The sequence below is a fragment of the Butyrivibrio sp. WCD3002 genome, from assembly GCF_000424265.1.
Taxonomy (GTDB): Bacteria; Bacillota; Clostridia; order Lachnospirales; family Lachnospiraceae; genus Butyrivibrio.
The window spans coordinates 71134-93333 of record NZ_AUJO01000012.1; the positions used below are offsets into that span (position 1 = coordinate 71134).

Annotated in this window: 11 protein-coding genes; 1 reads left to right on the top strand and 10 read right to left on the bottom strand. The window is 42.5% G+C overall.

Annotated features, from left to right (window positions below):
* Nucleotides 1-22: 22 nt before the first annotated feature.
* The 6 genes from ptb to G608_RS0111320 all read right to left on the bottom strand — a co-directional run bounded on the left by ptb (nt 23) and on the right by G608_RS0111320 (nt 15055).
* Complete coding sequence (ptb, locus tag G608_RS0111295) at nt 23-940, bottom strand: phosphate butyryltransferase (protein WP_026496118.1); 918 nt, start codon at nt 938-940, stop codon at nt 23-25.
* 134 nt (nt 941-1074) lie between these two features.
* Nucleotides 1075-1737 (bottom strand): HD-GYP domain-containing protein, encoded by a 663-nt coding sequence (locus G608_RS20965; protein ID WP_051209222.1) that lies wholly within the window; start codon nt 1735-1737, stop codon nt 1075-1077.
* 27 nt (nt 1738-1764) lie between these two features.
* The gene (locus tag G608_RS0111305) at nt 1765-2274 is read right to left on the bottom strand and encodes an acyl-CoA thioesterase (protein WP_051209225.1); all 510 of its coding nucleotides are present in this window, start codon (nt 2272-2274) and stop codon (nt 1765-1767) included.
* Nucleotides 2275-2400: 126 nt separating this feature from the next.
* Nucleotides 2401-12543, bottom strand: a complete 10143-nt coding sequence (locus G608_RS0111310; protein ID WP_026496120.1) for an InlB B-repeat-containing protein — start codon at nt 12541-12543, stop codon at nt 2401-2403.
* Between the two features lie 239 nt (nt 12544-12782).
* Complete coding sequence (locus G608_RS0111315) at nt 12783-14423, bottom strand: diguanylate cyclase domain-containing protein (protein WP_026496121.1); 1641 nt, start codon at nt 14421-14423, stop codon at nt 12783-12785.
* Entirely contained in the window at nt 14420-15055 is a 636-nt protein-coding gene (locus G608_RS0111320) for a hypothetical protein (RefSeq protein ID WP_196810188.1), read from the bottom strand. The genes G608_RS0111315 and G608_RS0111320 overlap by 4 nt, the downstream gene beginning before the upstream one ends.
* A 199-nt stretch (nt 15056-15254) precedes the next feature.
* On the opposite strand from G608_RS0111320, the gene G608_RS0111325 reads away from it, so the two are divergent.
* On the top strand, nt 15255-15974 hold the full coding sequence (locus G608_RS0111325) for a LytR/AlgR family response regulator transcription factor (RefSeq protein ID WP_026496123.1): 720 nt from the start codon (nt 15255-15257) through the stop codon (nt 15972-15974).
* Between the two features lie 3 nt (nt 15975-15977).
* On the opposite strand, the gene G608_RS22515 is transcribed toward G608_RS0111325, so the two are convergent.
* Genes G608_RS22515 through G608_RS0111345 form a run of 4 tightly spaced genes read right to left on the bottom strand, consistent with a single transcriptional unit; the run spans nt 15978 to nt 22103 of the window.
* A complete protein-coding gene (locus G608_RS22515; RefSeq protein ID WP_051209230.1) occupies nt 15978-18458 on the bottom strand; it encodes an HD domain-containing phosphohydrolase in 2481 nt (826 codons plus the stop codon).
* Nucleotides 18459-18476: 18 nt separating this feature from the next.
* Nucleotides 18477-18845 (bottom strand): response regulator, encoded by a 369-nt coding sequence (locus tag G608_RS0111335; RefSeq protein WP_026496124.1) that lies wholly within the window; start codon nt 18843-18845, stop codon nt 18477-18479.
* A complete protein-coding gene (locus tag G608_RS0111340; protein ID WP_081677396.1) occupies nt 18838-20655 on the bottom strand; it encodes a response regulator in 1818 nt (605 codons plus the stop codon). The genes G608_RS0111335 and G608_RS0111340 overlap by 8 nt, the downstream gene beginning before the upstream one ends.
* Before the next feature lie 20 nt (nt 20656-20675).
* A complete protein-coding gene (locus tag G608_RS0111345; RefSeq protein ID WP_026496126.1) occupies nt 20676-22103 on the bottom strand; it encodes an ATP-binding response regulator in 1428 nt (475 codons plus the stop codon).
* Nucleotides 22104-22200: the final 97 nt, after the last annotated feature.

A 22200-nucleotide genomic window follows, 5' to 3' on the forward strand; every position in this document is an offset into this window, starting at 1 on the left:
ATTGTCTCCTTCTCCCTCATTATTATAAATTTTTCTCTTCTGCTACAACTGCTGCAAGTGCGATTGAGTTGAGCTTAACCTCAACAGAATCTGAACGGGATGTAAGAATAACGGGAGCCTGTGTTCCTGTTAAGATGTTACCGTTCTTAACTGTTGCAAGACGAACGATTGTCTTGTATGTGAGGTTACCTGCGTGGATGTCAGGGAAAAGAAGAATATCAGCATCACCGACAATCTTACGATCCTTAGCGCCGGCCTTGTGCTCTGCTGCTGAAGGGTCAATTGCAAGGTCCATGGAAAGAGGTCCGTCAACGATGCAGTTCTTGATCTCACCTGCCTCGTTAAGGCGTGTAAGCTCTGCTGCCTCAACAGTTACAGGCATCTTATCGTTTACAACTTCAACTGCTGCAAGAGGAGCAACCTTAGGGCACTCAACACCGCATGCTCTTGCTACGTTTACTGTATATTCAATGATAACCTTTTTATCTTCAAGTGTGGGATAAGGCATGAATGCAACGTCTGTAAGGAAAAGAAGACGATCGATGCCGGGAATCTCAAATACGCAAACATGAGATAACGGACGACCTGTACGAAGACCAACTTCCTTGTTGAGAACTGACTTAAGGAAGGTCTTGGAATCAAGCTGACCCTTCATGTAGATATCAGCCTTGCCATCGTGAACAAGTGAAACAGCCTTGGTAGCAGCTTCAACTGTATCCTTCACATCAATGATCTCAAACTGTGAGAGATCCATGCCCATCTCGCCGGCAATTCTCTCAATCTCGTCCTTATCACCTACAAGGATTGCATCAGCAATTCCACGCTCCTTAGCAAGTTTAACAGCCTCAAGAACAGGCTCATCCTGCGCACATGCAACAGCAAGCTTCTTTGTGCTGGCTGTCTTAAGCTTAGCAAGGATATCATCGAAACTCTTACTCATTATATATACCTCCTGGATAAAAAATAAAAATTGGAATCTTATCAATAAGAAGCTCACCGGACAAAAATATCCGGCGATTACTTAAACACCGTATGAATTTTACCACGATGCGTCTTCTTTTTCAATTTTGCTTATCAGTCATCAAACTTTCCAAAATATTCTTTGATAATATACGTAGGAACCTCAGAATTTAAAACATATTTGGTATCTTCATCTATTATAGACAGAAAAATATCTGCTATCACAGGGTCAAACTGTGTACCGCGGCCCTTCTCTATCTCGCTTCTGACCTTTTTCTGCGTCATGACACACTGATAGCATCTCTCAGAGCTCATGGCATCATAGGCATCGGCTATGGCTATGATCCTGGCTTCTTCAGGTATAGCTTCCCCCTTTAATCCATCCGGATATCCGTTTCCGTCGTACCTCTCATGGTGCCATCTGGCTCCCACTGCAAGTCCCGGAATCTCGCTTATATCCTGCAGGATCTTTGCTCCAAACATGGGGTGCTTTTTCATAAGGGTATATTCTTCATCTATGAGACATTCAGCCTTGCTGATAATCTCGTTAGGAATTCCGATTTTGCCTATATCATGCATAAGCCCCATCTGATATATCTCGTACTGCTCAGCCCTGCTTTTTCCCATGCGCTTTGCAATTTCCATGGAATACAACGCAACACGCTCTGAATGATCATGGGTATAATGTCCATTCTCATCGGCCACCTTGGCCAAAGCGTGCATCAACTGATCAGCCAGTTTTTTCTCTCTGTGATATTTTTCCTCGTAATCTATCACCTGAAACCTCTTCTAACTCTTTAAAACTTAAAATCCTTCTTTTCTTCTCTGGACGCGAAGCTCAATCCTCTTCTCAGCGCCCTGCCACTCAGCTCTCTCGGCTTCCGTGCGGACATTTAAACCGTAAGGAACCGTGGTGGGTCTGCCGTCTTCATCGACGCACACCTCTGTGAGATAAGCTCTGTTCACAACGTGTCTCATGCCTGTGCGAAGATCCTCCACATAGGTGTCCACTCTTACCTCCATGGAAGTCTTACCAACATGTGTAATCCTGCCAATCAGAACCACAATGTCATTAAGAAGTACCGGCTGTTTAAACTGCATATTGTCAATTGCCGCTGTAGTAACAGGAGTTCCGGCGTGCCTCAAAGCAACCATACCTGCAACCTCATCAATCCAACGCATGAGCTCGCCGCCAAACATCCTCTCATATCCGTTAATCTGATTATACTGAACTACTCTGGTGATCTCAGTAACAGAATCCTCAACACTTTTGTTTGCAATTTGGTGATCAACATGAAAAACTCGGTTATTCATAGCTTACCTCCGTGATTTTATATATATGTATTGTACCATGAATAGTATATTTAGGACATAAAAAAGGGACCGGCACATTGTGCCGATCCCTTTTCTGTTTTTAATTATTTTTGATTAACGAATGAATTAATCTTCGTCACTCTTGCGTCTCTTGCCTGTGATAAGAATTGTAGCTACTGCTCCTGCTGCGATGAGAAGAACGATTACTCTGGAAGCATTGGTGTTATCATCTGTACCACCTCTTCTTGCTCCAAGTACGCCAGGCTCTTCTTCGGGCTCTCTCTTTGCTCCGAGAACTTCACCCTGATTATCTGTAGGTCTCCTTGCTCCGAGAACCTCTCCGTCATCATCGTCATCATCATCGTTATCGACGTTGTTGTTATTGCGGCGGCGATTATCATCATCGTCATCATCGTCGTCATCATCATCGTCATCAGTGTCAGTTACATCTGTTACCTTAAGTTTTCCATAAACCTTGGTAATCTGATAGTTACCTGTCTTGGTCTGGGCATTTGCAGGTGCAAGATCGAACTCGTTGTCACATTCACCAACAAGAGTCTGGCTCTTTGTAAATGTGAATGTAAATGCATCGCCTTCAGGAATCTCGGGAGTATGTGTCTCAGACTCAAACTTAAGAGGTGTTCCATCATAAACCTTCTCGGCCGATCCTGATGTGAAGGTTATAGGTAAAGGCTGAATTATCAGATTACCCTTTACTATCTCCATATTCTCTACATCGAAGTTCTCTGTTACATCATTTGCATCCTCACCATTACCATCCATGATGACTACCTTACCAACAAGATCAAGAGGATATGTAGCAACATCTCTTCCAGTTACATCTACTTCAAGACCCTTAGCATAATATGTAGATCCATCGATTTCAAATGCATGGAGCTCATTCACTGATGTTGCACCTGCCTTTATTCCGAAGAAGTTAAGTACTCCATCAAAGAAGCTGTTAAGTGCTGCCATCTGAGGAATATGAACTTCTTTAGGTGCCATACCTTCCATCTTGTAGTCGAATTCAGGACCTGTCCAGGTCTTGCCACTGAAGATTTCTGTTCTGCCGATGGTAGTTGCCTTAAGCTGATACTGCTGTCCGGGACCACGAGGATTAACTTTTACATAACCGTCTGTAATTTCGAAGGTTACTTCAAAGTTAGGATTGGTGTTCTTGAAACGTTCGAATTCCTGCTTCTCGTTCACCCTGTTAAGTTCCATGTAAGTAGTGCCGGAAAGAGTTCTTGTTACTTCAGGCTTAGTATCCTTGACCTGTCCAACCTTCTCCTCATCAAAAGTTACATCTTCATCAGGATTGTATGCCTTTACTGCATCTGCGAAATCACTGTTTTCTTTTACAGATATATCAAATCCCATCTCTGTGTGAGGATTGTTGTCATAAAGGACACCCTCGCCGTTATTGTGGCCTACTATGACTACTTCGATGAACGCAGGATAGATATGAAGCCATCCATCCTTAACCTCAAACTTAACATTTGAATAGTTTACGCCAGTATATTTGAAGCTGCATTCAAAGTTATCACTTTCTCCAGGGGTTCCCTTAAGACCCATTTCATAGTTTTCATCATCGGTAGCATTTGCATCCGTACCATTTGCAACTGCACTGATATCATCATTAGCATAGGTTATCTGATCCTCTGTAATTCCAACAGGCAGCTTGGATGTAATTGAGTAGCCATCTATAGACTGAGGCTTTCCATTATAATACGTTGTACCTGTTGCACCCTCAATGCTGATTACAACCTCATCAGTGATAGGAGTTATCTTAAGCCAGCCATCTGTTACTTCAAATTTTACATTTGAGTAATTTACACCCGTATATTCAAAGCTGCATTCAGAATCCTTCTCACTTGCAGGTGTTCCCTTAAGACCCATATCATATTGAGGCTTCTCAGTGGTATTTGCATCTGTACCCTTTGCTTTAGCTTCTTTGCCTTCTGCAAGCTTAATATCTGTTGCTGCAATACCCTTAGGAAGCTGAGATTTAATCTCATAGCCTTCTACATATTGCTCTTGTCCTGTATAGGTCTTTGTTCCTGTTGCACCTTCTATGGAGATAACAACTTCATCAGTATTAGGAATGATCTTCATCCATCCGTCCACTACTACGAACTTGACGTTAGAATAATTAATTCCTGTGTATTCGAAGCTGCTTGCTGGATCCTTCTCACTTTCAGGTGTTCCCTTAAGACCCATATCATACTGAGGCTTCTCAGCTGTATTTACTTCAGTACCTTTTGCCTTAGCTTCTACGCCGCTTGCAAGTGAAATCTCTTTTTCCTGGATACCAACAGGTAGCTTTGAAGTAATCTCATACCCTTCTACATACTGCTCTTCTCCGGTGTAATTCTTTGTTCCTGTATTACCGCTGATATTTATGACAACTTCATCCTCGATGGGAGTGATTATCAGCCATCCGTCTGTTACTTCGAACTTAACGTTAGAATAATTTGTTCCTGTGTATTCGAAGCTGCTACTGAAATTATCATTTACACCCGGGGTTCCCTTAAGGTTCATAGGATACTTAGGATATGCACTTGTATTTGCATTTGTACCGCCTGCTTCTGCCTTCGCTCCTTCTACCAGTGATATTTCTGTATCCTGGATACCAACAGGTAGCTTGGATGTAATCGAGTATCCGGTTACTGACTGATAAGAACCGTTATATGTCTTTGTATCTGTATTACCGCTGATACTTATCGTAACTTCATCCTCGTTAGGAGTGATTATCATCCAGCCATCTATTACTTCAAACTTAACGTTAGTGTAATTAGTTCCTGTGTACTCGAAACTGCAGTCGAAATTATCATCCTCACCAGGGGTTCCCTTAAGTTCCATATAATATCTTGGTTTCTCAGTAGTATTTACCTCTGTACCCTTCGCCTTAGCTTCTTTGCCTTCTGCAAGTACTATATCTGCTGCTGCAAGGCCCTTAGGAAGCTGAGATTTAATCTCATAGCCTTCTACATACTGCTCTGCTCCGGTGTATTGCTTTGTACCTGTTGCACCTTTTATGGAAACAACAACTTCGTCGGTATTAGGCGTTATCTTCAGCCAACCATCTGTTACTACAAAGACAACATTCTGATACTTTGTACTTGTGCACTCGAAGCTGCAATCAGGATCTGCTGTATCTTCATCCAGTTTAGAGCCATGAAGTCCCATGTTATATTGAGGATTCTCTGTAGTATTTACTTCTGTACCTTTTGCCTTAGCTTCTTTACCTTCTATCAGGCCAATCTCAGATGTTGCAAGTCCCTTGGGAAGTTCAGATGTAATTTTCCAGCCTTCTACATACTGCTCTTCTCCCGTATAAGGCTTTGTTCCTGTCGCACCTGATATTGTTACTACAACCTCGTCCTCATTAGGAGTAATCTTAAGCCATCCATCTGTTACTACGAATATTACATTCGTATACTTTGTACTTGAGCATACAAAGCTGCAATCAGGATCTGCATTGCCATTTTCCAGTTTAGAACCATGAAGTCCCATGTCATACTGAGGATTACTTGCATCGTTGATCTCTGTACCTTTTGCCTTAGCTTCTTTGCCCTCAGCCAGACTAATCTCAGTTGCTGCAAGTCCCTTAGGAAGTTCAGATGTGATTGACCAGCCTTCTACATACTGCTCTTCTCCCGTATATGACTTTGTTCCTGTCGCACCGGATATTGTTACAATAACCTCATTGGTATTAGGAGTAATCTTAAGCCATCCATCCGTTACTACGAAAGTTACATTCGTATAATCTGTGCTTGCGCATACAAAGCTACATTCAGGATCTGCATTGCCATTTTCCAGTTTGGAACCATGGAGTCCCATGTCATACTGAGGATTACTTGCATCGTTGATCTCTGTACCTTTTGCCTTAGCTTCTTTACCCTCTGCCAGGCTTATCATAGATTCTGCAAGTCCATCAGGAAGTTCAGAAGTAATTGTCCAGCCTTCTACATACTGCTCAGATCCGTTATAAGACTTTGTTCCTGTCGCACCGGATATTGTTATTACAACCTCATCATCATTAGGCGTAATCTTAAGCCAGCCATCCGTTACTACAAATACTACATTTGTATACTTTGTACTTGTGCATACAAAGCTGCAATCAGTATCTGCACTGCCATTTTCCAGTTTAGAGCCATGGAGTTCCATGTCGTACTGAGGATTTTCTGTAGTATTTACTTCCGTACCTTTTGCCTTAGCTTCCTTGCCCTCTGCCAAACCAATATCCGTAGGTGCAAGTCCGTTTGGAAGGGTCGATGTTATCGTGTAACCTTCTACGTACTGCTCAGATCCGGTATAAGACTTTGTTCCTGTCGCACCGGATATTGTTACTACGACCTCTTCCTCATTAGGAATAATCTTCAGCCAGCCATCTGCTACTACGAATATTACATTCGTATAATTTGTACTTGTGCATACGAAGCTGCAATCAGGATCTGCATTGCCATTTTCCAGTTTGGAACCATGGAGTCCCATGTCATACTGAGGATTCTCGGTAGTGTTTATCTCTCTTCCTGTAGCCTCTGCTTTTTTACCCTGAGCCAGTTTGATATCAACATCCTTACCGCCAAGACCCTCAGGCAATGTTGATGTTATCTTCCAACCGTAAACTGTCTGATCTGCACCATTGTACTTATAAGTAGCTGTATTACCTGCTATATTAACAACTATCTCGTCATTGTTAGGAGTGATCTTCAGCCAGCCATCTGTCACAACAAATGTTACATTTGTGTAATTTGTACTTGCACATACAAAGCTGCAATCAGGATCTGCATTGCCATTTTCCAGTTTGGAACCATGGAGTCCCATGTCATACTGAGGATTCTCGGTAGTATTTACATCTGTACCTTTAGCCTTAGCTACTTTTCCCTCTGCCAGGCTTATCTCTGATTCTGCAAGTCCATCCGGAAGTTCAGATGTAATCGACCAGCCTTCTACATACTGCTCTTTTCCGGTATAAGCCTTTGTTCCTGTCGCACCGGATATCTCAACAACAACCTCCTCATCATTAGGTATGATCTTCAGCCATCCATCTGTTACTACAAATGTTACATTGGTATAATTTGTATTTGTGCATTCAAAACTGCAATCAGGATCTGCATTGCCATCTGACTTCTTGGAACCATGGAGTCCCATGTCATACTGAGGATTCTCGGTAGTATTTACATCTGTACCTTTAGCCTCAGCTGTCTTACCTGACTTCAAACTGATGTCAGCTTCTGTAAGGCCACTCGGCAAAGATGTCTTATCAATTACATATCCGGTTACTGACTGCTCAGATCCGGTATATTTCTTTGTATCTGTATTACCGCTGATCTTAACTACTACTTCATCCGTATTAGGAGTAATCTTCAGCCAGCCATCCGTTACTACAAATACTACATTTGTGTATTTTGTACTTGTGCATTCAAAGCTACAATCAGGATCTGCATTACCGTCTGGCTTCAATGAGCCATGAAGACCCATATCGTACTTAGGATTTTCGGTAGTGTTTACCTCTTTACCACTTGCTACATCCAGATCATCTGCTTTTGTTTTTATCTGCGATGCCGGAAGGTCTGAAGGAAGAATGGATGTAATTGTATAGCCACTTACTGTCTGCGTCTGGCCATTGTACTTCTTGGTTTCATGGTTACCTTCAATTTCAATAACAAGTGTAGTTTCTCTCCATACACCGAAGATAGCCTGATATGGCATTACTTCATCAGCAGCAACCTTTGAGACCTTTTTATCAGAACTACAAGCTTCATCCGTGTAATAATTTCCATCCTTGTAGTACAGGAATAATTCCGGAACTGCATCATCTTCTTTGAGAATATAAGCACTCTGGGTATAATTGTCGGAATTACCCATCCATGTATCCGGATCATTACTCATATTCACTCTTACCCAGCCAAGAAATTCTCTATTTCCAAATCCCTGATTTGGCTGAATATCTACTGCATCATTGATGTTCAAAGGAATGGTATTATTTGCATCCTTATATCTGTCAACATGGAATGCTGCGTTACCATCATTGTTGAACCATGGAATGAATGTAGGTGTAGCCTCTTCTACAAGCTTGTAAGCTGCACGAAGCTGAATTGTGTAATTATACCTGGGGTTGCCCTCTGCATCATTTTCCCCTGTTGGTACCCTTTTAGCATTTGCTACGTGAACATCAAAGGTTGCTCCGGGAAGAACAGTGATATCTTTTTCTGCACCTACTAAGTCTACATAATCGCCCTGACCATTATTTGCCTGGGGATCCCAGCGCTGCAGTACCCAATGTGAGAACTGATATTTAGCAGGCTCTTTTGCTTTTACAGCAGCCGCTGCAGCCGCTTTACTATTATCATCATGGAGCTTGGTGTCAACAGGTGCCGTATCGGTACTTGTCATATCATCATAATCCTGATCATCAGGATCGTCGTATTTTCCATTCTGACCGGGATCTACAACACTATACTGAACCTTTATTCCATCCGAGCCATCAACAACGTCTTTCCACTTGGCATAGAGATGGAATTCCTTAGTAATCCACCAACGGTCATTTGTAACATCTGAATTTGAATTACTCTTAGGATTTCCATACTTATCTAACTCTGTGCTCTGAGTTGTATCATAATCCTTGGTTACATTAGTTTCATTAAGTACAAATGCCTCCTTGTCATATACAAGCTTAAACTCAGGATCTCTGTACCATCCAATCAGCTTTTTACCATCTCTGGTACCATTAGGTGTACTGATCTGCTCGCCATAGTCAACTCTGAAGCACATGGAGACTTTTTCTTCTTCTTCAGGAGTATCAGCCCACTTAAGACTTGGATCATTCACATTATTTTCAGTAGCATTAGGATGCAGGAATACACGATACTGTATTATCCTCCATTTAGCATAAACTGTTACGCCGCCAAGAGGCATTGTATGTTTGTCAAACTCATACTTGCTAGTACAGCCCTCATCCATATACCAGCCTTCAAATACATATCCAGCTTCCAAGGGAGCAGGCTTATAATCTCCATAACTGCTGATATCTGCTTTATAAGGTATGCCCTCCGCTACATGAATCTGGTAACCGGCATTATTATGGTTATTCTCCGGATTTCCATCACCATCAAAATACTGACCATCCATGTAGTTTATGGAATACCGTTTTGGCTGGTAATAGAAGTTAACTTGACAATTACCTAACCATTGTGTTTTATCTTTTTCGCAAACATATCCCTCAATCGGAGGGTCTGACTGAGACCCGTTACCAGCCTGATTGGATTTGGCTTGTATTTCCAGATCAGGTTTTGCGTTCTGGTCAGTTTCATTTTTATATTTTCCGTTCTCATCCGCAAACCAGATATAATAAGTCCAATTATTCGGTGTGATTTTATCGTATCTGGCAGTTAAATAGTTATCGTTTTTAGATGTAAGATTACCGAGTATCTGCTCATCAAGAATATCTACTGCTCCCTTGATAGTATCCAAACCATGAGAATCGCCCCTATATGCTTTTGCATTAGACATGAGGAGCCAGCTTACAAAGGTTGCACTTGTGCCTTGTCTCAGAACAGGTGTAACCTGAAGATCACCTGTGTATTGAGGCCATCTGTCCGATATTTTGTCTCCGTACTTAGCTGTTATAGAATAATAGTAATATCTATAATCGCCTAATGTATCGTAAGTTGAGGGTGCAGTTCCTCCTATCTGAGTAACTCCGCCAAGATTAACTGCATCAGCGGTATTCCAGTTACCCTGAAATACATTTCCAAGTTTTGTAGCTCCCTTGAATCCGGTGCCGTTCAAATCAGTTCTTGTCAAATAGAACCTGAAACTATACTCCATACGGTCAAAGTAAACATTAGCTACAGCTTCACCCTCAGGTGTTATATTAGCATCTACAATATTATTCAGTGTATATCCTGTATATGGATCAGAATCTGTTCCATTCTTTACAAACTCAATGCCGCCATAATCCTTGTCGGGTTTGCCAGCCTCTTTGATCGTGATGTACTGCATATTACCTTTTGTTTTAATTCCTTCAGGCATAGCAGTAATCTTAATGCTATCTCCTACAGGTCCATGTCCTTTATAAGAACCGGCAAATTCATATTTTCCTGTGTCAGTATTATTTCCTGTTGTTGAATCGCCCTCACCCGTAGAGGTATTTGCGTTGTCATTATCAGGAAGCTTTTCTCTCCAAAATAGGATGGTAAAATCAGCCTCGTCATTTGGTATCCACTTTGCATAAAGTGTAGTCTTCTTTTCCAGCTTGGCACCAAAAACAAAGGCAGTATCCTGTAACTTTACTTCACCATCTTCCGTAACAGGATTTCCATTAGAATCTAATACAGCTTCATACCATCCACTGCTGGTTTCGGTTTTTGCAAAGGTATACCCTTTTCTGGTCATAGGTACTGTAGGCTCTTGTGTATTATCTTCTTTATATACAAATACAGGAGCATTGTAAGTCGCACCCTTACCATTCTCTCTGAAGATAAGCCAGTGTCCCTCAGGTAAGTTGACTGTAAACAGTACATCACCTGTTATTGTGATTGTTGAGTAATTCTGATAAATTGTTCCGGCATTTTTATTAGCTGTGGGGTCATATCCTACGATGTGCTCGCCGCCTGAGCTAACAAGCCATCCTTCGAAATTGTGCTCTTCATCATCAGGTGTATAGCCCATATTTACCTGATAGGACATCTTAGGATCTGTAGCACCTGAAGGAAGCTCTACTATATGTTCACCAATGATAGACTTTCCATCTGTGTAAGAAACGGTATAGCCCTTGATAAACACTGCATGATAAGTAATGATAGTGCCGCCTTCGCTTTCAGCATCTATTACAGCGTCCCAATCATAACTGCTACCAAATTTCTGTCTGATTTCCTTAATGGTAATTCCGGTTGTAGCATCAGCATAATCATCTGAATCTGTCCAGCCTTTGAAAACTGTACCTTCCGGTTTCTCACCAACGCCGGGATCATAGAGAACCTGATCCAATTTATTTGCATCTACATCTCTCTTAGTAACGAACATGGATGCAATTTCTGTATCGCCATTCTTGAAAATAACCTTAAGACGGGCGTCATCGCCAGGTCCTACAACTACTGCATAAATAGAGAACTCATCGGAAACAAACTCTGCTTTATCTTCGCCAAAGCTTGCATCATCGATTACTTCCGTCTGGTTGTTGTCATCTACGTGTACAAGAGTAGCATTCTCTTCTTCGATGATTTTATTCTTAATTGAAACGCTGATGGGAGCCTTGGGTTCGATATCCAAGCCATCTGCATCCTTAAATGTAATATCAACAGCTACTGCTTTCTGCTTTCTGTTATCTGTCTCACTGTCAGCAGCGTCCTTAACAGCATTAATGATCTCTGAATCCTTAACCTCTGTTACGAACATCTTTGTTCCCTCAGGGAATGCACCTTCAGGAGCGTTTACTATTACTGTAGTTTCTCCTGCCTGTTCTTCAAAATCTACTGCAGGCATATTCACTTCGGGTTCAGCTTCTTTCTTAACCTCTTCGAAGTTAGCTGTATAAACTGCGCCATCAATAATCTTGTCGTCCGCGGGAACGAATTCAGCATCCTCGCCTACAGGATTACCATTTGCGTCTGTCCAGTTTACAAATTCGAAGCCTTCGTCTGCCTTAGCGATAGCGCCTTCAAATACAGCGCCTTCTACGCTTATATCAACAGTCTCAGTATCCTTCGAAACAGTTCCGCCTTCACCAGCTACGTATGTGATCGTAACTGAATTTGCAGGTGTTTCAGCAGCCGGAGTTTCAGCTGCAGGTGTCTCAGCTGCAGGTGTTCCCTCTGCGGGAGTCTCATCAGCCGGAGTCTCAGCTGCAGGCGTCTCCTCTGCAGGTGTTTCGTCTGCAGGTGTCTCGTCTGCAGGTGTCTCGGAAGGAGTTTCTCCCTCTTCAGCTGCAGGCTGCTCATCTGCGGGCTGTGCCTCGTTCTGAGCAGGAGTTTCTTCAGGCTGTTCTTCCTGAATCTCTTCCTGTTGAGGTTCTTCAGGTTCTTCCTGCTCTTCTGCAGGCTCTTCTTCCTGAATATCTTCCTCTCCAGGTGTCTGTTCAGCACCAATAGGCTCAGTGAATACTGAGCTGTAATCTGGTTCTTCTGTCACAGTTTCCTCTGCCGTTACATCGCCATCGGATGTAGCGCGTACACCTATGCTGTTGTAATCAGACCCAAAGGTCGTCACAAGAAGCATAAACGCCAGCAACAGAGCAAACTTTCTTGCAATGTTCTTTCTCATAGATATTCCCCCTCTAAAAGAAAAATTGGGTTTATCAACCTCATGTTACTCTTATATTATATGAAAAAAATTTACAATTTGGAGTACTGAAAATGAATTTTTTTATTCAAAACTCGTACTTGACAACATTCCATTAATGTGCTTGCCCATGAAAATAGGCCTACCAAACTAATATTTCCATTAATTTCGATAGGCCCATCATGATTTTTTCTATGTAATTTTATTGTCCGGCACACAATTTACTGTATTTCTGCCAGCTTCATTTTCTGTTTTGCCACATACATTCTTGCATCTGCTCTCTTGAATACCGCTTCTGCGTTCTGATCCGTTTCGGGATCATACTTAACCATACCCTTGGCAATATTTATTTTTTCCCAATCATTTGCGGTAGCTTTATTATGTTTTTCTGCTTCCACATCGAAATCGCGCATCAGCTTGTAGCAATTCTCATAATCAGCCCCCTGAAGGATTACAACAAACTCATCACCGCCTATCCTGAATACAGGACTTCCTTTAAATACCTTACAGGTAAGCTTACAGGCATTCTTCAGATATATATTGCCTTTCTCATGGCCGTAGGTATCATTTATCTTCTTGAGGTTATTGGCATCCATTACCACAATGCCGTATTCTTTATCGCCCTCTATCTCATCAAGCTTAGCAATGGCTTCATCATAGGCTGTCTTATTCTTGACACCGGTAAGGGAGTCATGGAAGGCCAGCGAGTTAAGGTCGTCTATATGGTGCTTTAGGTGATGCACCATCTTTTCAAGGACATGTGTAAGAGCCCCGACTTCATCCTTGGTCTCCTTGGGGAAGGTTACCTCAAGCTCACCTTCATTTATTTTCCTTGCTACATCTGCAAGCTCCTTAAGAGGCTCCGTAATTCTTCTAGATACCATCAGGGTTACAAAGAAGAAAATGAAAAGAACTAATATAGTAGATACGATAACCTGTCTTACCAGGTTATTACTTACGGCATTTATCTCTCTGGTTGGAGCAGTGATTATAAGTCGCATTCCGTTTGCGAGAGTCTTATAAGCCATCTGTTTCTGCACTTTCCCAAGATAATAGGTTGAAAGCTCTTCGCCGTTGGACTCGGCTTCAAAGGACAAGCCTTCACTTACATCCATCTCACTCATGGGTGTGTTTTTTTCATAATGAGGATTGTAGAAAACTCTGCCGGTACTGTCAGCAAGGCAGACATAACCAGTTTCATAACACGTTACGCTCTTAACATTCTCTATGATTTCCGAGAAATCAATATCCACCCCTGCTTCACCGATCAGAATATCTCCGGCATACAATGGAATGATAAAGGAAATGATTTCTCTTTCGGAAACAGGATCATAAAACGGATCGATCCATGTAGGTTCCCCTGTTTCAAGAGGTTCGTACCACCAGGCTATAAAATCCTTATCTTCCTTTTCATACTTTGCTATATCAATAGGCTCCTGATAACCAAAGGTTCTGGCAGAAGCATCCCTCACATAATATAGCCCGCCATCAGATTCGATGATAGCAGGATTGTAAACCACAAAATATGCAATTGTTCCGGGAACATTGACCGCGATATTCGCGAAGATATTTCCAAGCTGAACAGTGTAGCTATCTCTATAGCCTTCATCTCCTGCCAGCTTTTCTACTGAAAAAAGACGCTCCTCGGCATAGTCCGCAAGAATGCTTACAGCTTCTTCAGCATCGTAGAGACTCCTGTTTATAGCTGCAGCTTCTTTATCACAGGTCAGATTCAGAATCTGAGCAGAATCATACTCACCAACCTGTATCAGATTGTAAACTGCCGACGTACCCACAACAATGGCGACCATGATTATCGCCACCGTAGTGAGCAGCATTATCTTTTGCTGAATAGATTTCATTTCACCCTCATTTTACTGCTGTCTGTTATGAATAATCCAAAAACTATGATCATTATAAGAAAAAGAATTCCATAGATAAGAATCTCTGCGGAAGCATTCGGCTGTGTTGTATTGACACCGGTCTCCTCAATACCACCCGACAGTGGAGAGGCCTCATCCTCGATAACTGTCTCCTGACTACTTTCTGTATTAACCGCCACTTCTTTGCCTGAATCCCTGTCACGCTTTGCCCCAAGAACATTCTCCTTGGTATAGCTGACCCTCAGGGTCCCCGGTCTTGTAACCACATTTACGAACTGATCTGTAACATTGAGTCCATTAGGATCGTAGATAATATAATCAGTAACTATATTGTTATCTTCCGCATTATCTTCGGGAAATGTAACACTTCCTTCAGCTACTGCCTTATATGTATAACCCTCGGGTAATCCCTGGGCTGTCACATCAATCTGTTCTGTAAGAGGTTTTCCATCATATAATTTTTCTGCGCTCGGTGCGGTAAAGATGACCAACTCCGTGTGCTTCTCTGCAGCTCTTGCGGTCATCGTATAACCTACACTTGGCTCGAAGAACGCAAAAACTACACATGCCGTAATAATCATGCGTGCAAGGGTAGTGATTGCGTTCTTCAAACTATTTTTATCCATCTCCCCATCACCTATAAAAAACATATATACTGCTCTTATATTATAATCTGACTTAAAAACAGATTGTTTACGGAAAATGAACAGTTTTATTCATATTTCGTACTTGACAATTCAGATTTTTGTGCTCTTGCCCAAATTTACTGCATGAAATATAATATATCTGTTAAAGGAGAGAGACTTTCTTATGAGTGATTCAGGCACATTAAAAATAGCTGTCTGCGATGATGAACAGGCGCAGAGAAGGCAACTTCAATTTTTAATAGATAAAATCCTTCCGGGTTCCCAGGTAGACCTTTATGAGTCAGGTGAAGATTTCCTTAATTCATTTCGTCCCGGAGTTTACGATCTTATTTTCATGGATATATTGATGCCCGGAATGGGCGGAGTCGATGCAACCACCAAGATCAGAAGTATTGACGCTTCCGTACCGATTGCATTTGCCACCTCCAGCAAGGATTACGCCATGGAGGGCTATAAAAACAGAGTAATAAGATATCTGATGAAGCCCTTTGATCCCACGGAGATTTCAGAGGTTCTGACTCTGGCGGGACAGATGAAGGGCGGTCAGGGCGGTGTTACCGTGCGCATAAACGGTAAGGACATGAACTTTTCCTATGAAAAGATTTGTTATGTGGAACAAAATACCCACACTCTTTACCTGCACATGGCCAACGGAGCAGTACTGCAGCTGACCGGTAAGCTGGACGACATCGAGGCTCAGACTCCGGATGATACCTTCATGAGAAGTCACAAGAGCTTTCTGGTGAATATCGCCCACGTAAAGAGCGTGGATAAGGATTTGCAAATGTTTGTAATGAAGGACGGCGATACGGTTCACATCCGCCGCGAAAGCATGCGTGAAGCAGCAAGAATGCTGGCGGAATACACAATGGCATCCCTTTAATACTCACATGCTTTCATTGATCATCTGAATAAGAATATCTACAAGAGCAGGGTCGAACTGAATTCCTTTGTTTCGATCCAGCTCTTTTATTATGCGGGTAGGAGGCATTACGGGAGCATAGGGTCTTTCACTGGTCATGGCATCGTAAGCATCCGCTATTCCGATAATACGGGCTTCAATTGGAATCTCATCTCCAACAAGGCCGTCCGGATAGCCTGATCCGTCATACCTCTCATGGTGCCATCTTGCTCCTGTTGCAAGTCCCGGAAGCTCTGACACATTTCTTAGGATTTCGTAGCCGATAACAGGGTGCTGTCTTACGATATCCGCTTCGTCTTCCGTTAAGCTGTCGGGCTTTCTTAAGATTTTTTCAGGAATAATGAGCTTTCCTATATCGTGTACAAGAGCCATGGAATAAATATCCTTCAGCTCCTCGTCGTTTTTGCCATAGCGCCTCGCTATCTCTGTTGCGTACTTGGCAACTCGCATGGATCGGCCGTTTCCGCTTACCTCTCTGGCATCCACTGTGTTTGCCAGAGCAAGAAGTATCTGAAGTGATAAGTTTTTCTGCTCAGCCTGGTCTTTAGCGGACATTGCAATTTCAGGAACGCCCATGTTTACTGCCTGATCAGATGCTGTCTCCATGCTGTTATATTCTTCAAGGCCCTTTCTAAGTTTTTCCGAAAGCTCATCATAATGGGTCTTAAGCAGAGGATGTTCCTTAGTAACAGCCTCGGTTCTTCCTTCCTTTATGGCGTTTTCAAGGGTCAGCGCTTCCTCAGAAAGCTCGCCTGCACCGATGGTTTTCGCTGTACTCTTAAGGGAATGAACAGAGATAAGGTAGTTCTCGTAATCCTTATCATTGCAGAAGCCTTCAAGCTCATCTCCCTTTTTGCTTTCAACAAACATCTCAAGCTGCGAGACATAAAACTCCTCATCATCCATGCAGTAGTTAAGGCCAGCCTTGGTATCTATAAAGTCAAATATCTCGGAAAGAGTCCTCTTTTTAACTGGCGGCTCTGCTCCGTCTGATTCTATCTTCTTTTCCATATAGAAAAGATGCTCTAAGGATACTCTCTGCTTAATGAGCTCTAACGGCATAATATCTGAAAGCAGCTCGTAAAGAGTATTTGCAACCACAGGCTTTGTAAGATAGGCATCAAATCCCAGCTCCTTAAATCGCTCCTCATCACCGCGAAGTCCGCCTGCCGTAAGCATTACAACAGGTGCTCCGGGGCAGAGCCTTTCTTCTCTCATGATACTGAGGGTCTCTACGCCGTCCATAACAGGCATCATATAGTCCATTATGATAAGGTCGTAGCTTTGCTTTCTCAGCTTCATCAGAGCCTTCTGTCCATCTGCTGCCGTGTCCGTTATAACCTCTGTCTTTTTAAGAATCCTCAAAAGCAGATCCACATTCATGGCATTATCATCAACCACCAGAACGGAGGCCTTAGGCATGATAGGTACCAGCACTTCGTCGGTATCCTTGTCAATGAGAGAAGTGTATTCAAAAAGACTTTTTATATCGATCTCCTCATCACCGCTTCTTGATATAAGACTCAGAAGATTATTGAAAAATGCCAACAGATTTTCCCCTGCGCTCTTTATTTTGGATGCGTACTCTGATGTGAGACTTTCCTTTGTATTTTCCAGAATAAAGTTATTGAATCCGAGAATTGAATTGATAGGCGTTCTTATCTCGTGGGACATCTGGGACAGGAATTCACTCTTAACATCATTGGCTTCCTCAGCTCTTCTCCTTGCTTCACTGGCCTCTTTTTCCGCCTTTTCAAGCTTATCGATGGTCTTTTCAAGTCTGTGAAAATCCGGGGTCTCCAGAGTAAAGAACAACATAAGCAGTGCCAAAGATGCTGCAAAAAAGGCAAGGGAAGCTTCCTTAAATATGAATATCTGCAGCATATACAGGGTTACAAGCACAGTAGTAGATACAGCCATACTGACAAGCTGCATGACTGTATAGCTTTTCCTGTTCACCGCTACAAACCCGGATGCCAGAACAAGATAGTAGAGTGGGATAATTGCAGATGTTACATAGAAAAACATTCCGTGAACATATCCGCCTTCGACTGTATAGGAAAAGACATTTCCCGTCATGACATTTTGAAGCACCATAAATGCCAGAACCACGAAGATTGCCAGGTTTATCTTATTAAAGGAAACCTTGCTTGGGTCAATATTCACGCAGGCGATTACATATTCAACATAGGATGCTGCTGCCAGCGAGGACGACAAAATATTCAGGGAATGCAAAAGGTAATGAGAAAATACCGAAATCTGCGGTCCCATGCCTATAGCAATGCAGGTAAGGGCATCAATAATAGTCGCGATCGTAAGATACACAGCGAGTTTTCTGAATGCTTTTGTTGTTCTTGATGAGTCCGTATAAATAAGATTTACAAATGCGCATATTACAAGGTCAAAGAATACCGCAGCAATCTCATAGCTTGGATCGATTATCATAGCTTCCCCCCAAAAATATTATGCATACATAGATATGGCAGCTTTTAACATATAAAAATCAACGGGTTTTTCAAGGTAGTTTACAAAGCCGGTTTTTTCCAGATATTCATCCTCCGAAAAATCGGCAGCGCTTCCCATGACCAGAGCCGGAGTACTTTTATTTAAATCATCAATCTCCCTTATTGCCGCAAGAAGTCCGAAGGCATCCCCTTCAGGCATACACTCATCTATCAGAATAAGATCAAATTTCTCCTGACCGCAAAGCCTTATGGCAGCTTCGTGGCTGCCTGCATATTCAAATGTCACATCATCTATTTTCCCGGCGAAACCTTTAAAATACATGGTCTCTACCGCAGAATCATCTACCACAAGGATTTTCTTACTCACCGTCTTCACCTATCATACGGATCTGATCTGCCAGTAGATTTTTCTCTGCAACAAAGGATCCGATCCTCTCTCTCATAAGTTCAAATTCGCTCTTTTTAAGAAGAGCTTCTAACCTATCTGCCTTTTTTACAAGACTCTCCGCGCCAAGGAAAACCGCACAGTCTCTCTGCTCCCTTATAAGCGCCTTGCAAACTACATAGTCGCCTTTTCTGATGGCAGCGGAAAGTTCCGTGCTCACATCATTTTCAGCAAAGGCAAAAAGGAGCTGTCTGTAAAGTGCTATATCGTGAAGCAGATGTTTTCTCGCATCCGCAACTCTGACGGTGGGAAGTTTTTCCTGAAGAGCCTCCCACTCAGTGATGTCTGCTTCCTCGTTCCATCCACTCTCGGGAATTGGCAGAAATCTCTTAAGAATATCCCTGATACTGCTCTCGGTAAAAGGCTTTGTGAGATAGGCCGCAAAGCCTTTTTTCAGGTATTTTTCCTCCTCACCGGTGATGGCATTTGCTGTCAGCATGATGACCGGTGTATCTTCGCAGAGCTTCTCCTCACGAAGCTGTGAAAGGGCTGTAACGCCGTCCATAACAGGCATAAGATGATCCATGAAAATAAGATCATAGTGGAATTTCCTTATCTGAAGGATCGCCTGTTTTCCGTTAGTGGCTGTATCTACGGTAAAGCCCATGGGTCTTAGCATTCTCACCATAAGGTCAATGTTCATCTCTGCATCGTCAACTACAAGGATTCTGATCTTGGATGCACCGCTTACGGCTTTGTGGGCAGAGGTTCCCACATCATCAAGGAATGACTGCTCATCTGTTTTTTCTATAAGCTCAGCCATAGACGGAAGGCGTCTTGCGGAATTATTATCTTCCTCTGATACGAAATTAAGGACATTCTCAAAGAAAAGCAGCAGTCTTTTTGCAGAGATCTTTACTCTCTGGGTGTACTCTCGTGTGCTGTCCTCACCGGTGTCTGCCAGTATCAGATTGCTGTAGCCCATTATTGCATTAACAGGGGTTCTTATTTCATTGGACATCTGAGCAAGGAATCTGCTCTTTGCACGGCTCATTTCCGCAGCTCTTATTCCGGATGCTTCCAGCTCTCTCTTTGAAATCGACAGTTCCTCCATGGTCCTCATGAGCTTTGAATAGTCAGGAGTTTCCAATGTGAGGAACATGGTAAACAGCGCTGCCGATGCTGCAAAAAATGTAACCAGAAGATACTTATCCACAAGCATCTGATAGGCGTACAGACCCACCATAAAAACAAACGTGACAAACAGCGAAACTTTCATGCCAAAGGCGTACTTTTCACTGTGACTAAGGATGTAAATTCCTCCGAAAACAATGAAATAAAGAGGATAGATATATACAACAATATTGAAAAAATCTCCCGGAACAAAATGTCCTGCTGCGTTGTAACGATATACGGTTCCCGTAAAGAAATTCTGTATGAGGAGTGCAAAATATATGAAAAAAGCAGTTTTGTTAATTACTGCTCCAGCGGTATTGCGCCATTCATTTCTGGCATAGGCCGTCACATATTTTACAAACTGATAGGATCCCCAGGTCGCGAAAACGTAATCCATGGTGTTTACAACATACATGATCCATGGATGAATCATGCCGTCATAGCTGATGCACACACCGTCTATAACGTCCACTATAGTTCCTATAAGTACCAGCAACGAGAGGGCACGGAACTCCCTGTTTATCTTGGTTTTATCTCTATATTTGTACCAGAAAAATATACATAGAATGACATCGAAGGGTATCGATGACAATTCCAGAAAAATGTTATACTTCATCTTTTATTTAAATCCCTCGCTTACAGCTCCTTATTCTGCCTGCGCCTTAGTATCTCTGCTGCCTTCTCGACTCTTGAATCAGCTTCTCTTGCCGACTTGTCTTTCTTTGAACTGTCAATGGACTTTACCTTCTCTTTGGGAAGGTACTTTAGAAGCACCTCCTCAAGCTCTTTGTAAACAACAGGCTTTAGCAGATAGTCGGCAAAGCCGTGATTACCCTGCATTTCCTGAAGAGTTCCTGAAGAAAGTGCGATACAGGGCGTATTTTTATTCACATGGGGATGCTCGTCATCATAGCCATCATCCGAGTCATTCAGCCTGCTCCTTCTCCATCTGCTGAGCTTAAGTCCCTTGCTGTCGTTTTCCCTGCCCCTTATAAGGCTCACCATCTCTTCGCCGTTCATGCCGGGCATTCGAAGATCTATGAAAATAAGGTCATATTTTCTCTTGGATGCCAGCTCAAGTCCGGTGGTGGAACTCATGGCAGAATCCACCTGCATTCTCGTATCCTTTAGGAGCTCTTCCATAACGGAAAGGTTAAGCTCTGCGTCGTCAACAACCAGAATTTTCACATCCGGTGCGAGAAGCTTTGTGTAGAATTTATCCTTACTTACAAGGTTTTCAGCATACAGCTGCTCGAAATCACCGATGGGATTCATTTTCATAACTTCCTGTTTTACCTCAAAATGGAAGTTACTGCCCTCACCGTAAACACTTTCCAGCTCCAGCTTAGAGCCCATAAGTCCAAGGATTTCCTTTACTATGGAAATTCCGAGGCCTGTACCCTCAACGTATCTGTTTTTCTCTTCCTCTATTCTCTCAAAGGGGCTGTAGAGACGGCTTAAATCCTCTTTCTTGATACCGATACCCGTATCTCTTACGGATATTTTCAAAAGTATCTCTGTGTTACCCCTTTCGCTGATTTCATCTAAAAGCTCATAATCCACAGAAAAAGCGATCTCGCCCTCCTCCGTATACTTTACGGCATTGGTAAGAAGATTTATTATGCACTGCTTAAGTCTGTCACTGTCGCCGTAGAGAAATCTGGGTGTCTGTTCGTTGACATAGTTTTTAAGCTCAAGGCCTTTTGTAGCAGCCCTTGGCCTTATCATCTCAGCCAGCTCTTCAATCACGGCACCAAGATCATATTCTTCCGGGAAAAGACGCATTTTTCCGGCTTCTATTCTGGAGTAATCAAGGGAATCATTTATTATGGACAAAAGGGTGTTGGCCGCAGACCTGATGCTGCTTGCGTACTGACGAAGTGCAGGATCGTTGTACTCCCTGAGGATAAGCTCATCATAGCCCATGATGGCATTTATGGGCGTTCTGATCTCGTGGGCAACATTGGCAAAATATTCCATTTTACGCTCTGCCTCGAGCTCTGCTTTCTCCTTCTCCTTGCGGAGCTGTTCAATATCCCGCATCCACTTAAGATTTAATTTCATACCCTGTCTCCATAAAACAACTTTCAGAATTTATATATTCCATTTTACGCTAGTTTCCTATATAAAATCTACTGTTTGTGTAAGTATCATATTTTTA

Excerpts from the sequence above, each read along its gene's own strand:
- G608_RS0111315 (WP_026496121.1), bottom strand. The coding sequence starts at position 14,423 with ATGAAATCTATTCAGCAAAAGATAATGCTGCTCACTACGGTGGCGATA.
- G608_RS0111310 (WP_026496120.1), bottom strand. The coding sequence starts at position 12,543 with ATGAGAAAGAACATTGCAAGAAAGTTTGCTCTGTTGCTGGCGTTTATG.
- G608_RS0111340 (WP_081677396.1), bottom strand. The coding sequence starts at position 20,655 with ATGAAGTATAACATTTTTCTGGAATTGTCATCGATACCCTTCGATGTC.
- G608_RS0111345 (WP_026496126.1), bottom strand. The coding sequence starts at position 22,103 with ATGAAATTAAATCTTAAGTGGATGCGGGATATTGAACAGCTCCGCAAG.
- G608_RS22515 (WP_051209230.1), bottom strand. The coding sequence starts at position 18,458 with ATGATAATCGATCCAAGCTATGAGATTGCTGCGGTATTCTTTGACCTT.
- G608_RS0111325 (WP_026496123.1), top strand. The coding sequence starts at position 15,255 with ATGAGTGATTCAGGCACATTAAAAATAGCTGTCTGCGATGATGAACAG.
- ptb (WP_026496118.1), bottom strand. The coding sequence starts at position 940 with ATGAGTAAGAGTTTCGATGATATCCTTGCTAAGCTTAAGACAGCCAGC.
- G608_RS0111305 (WP_051209225.1), bottom strand. The coding sequence starts at position 2,274 with ATGAATAACCGAGTTTTTCATGTTGATCACCAAATTGCAAACAAAAGT.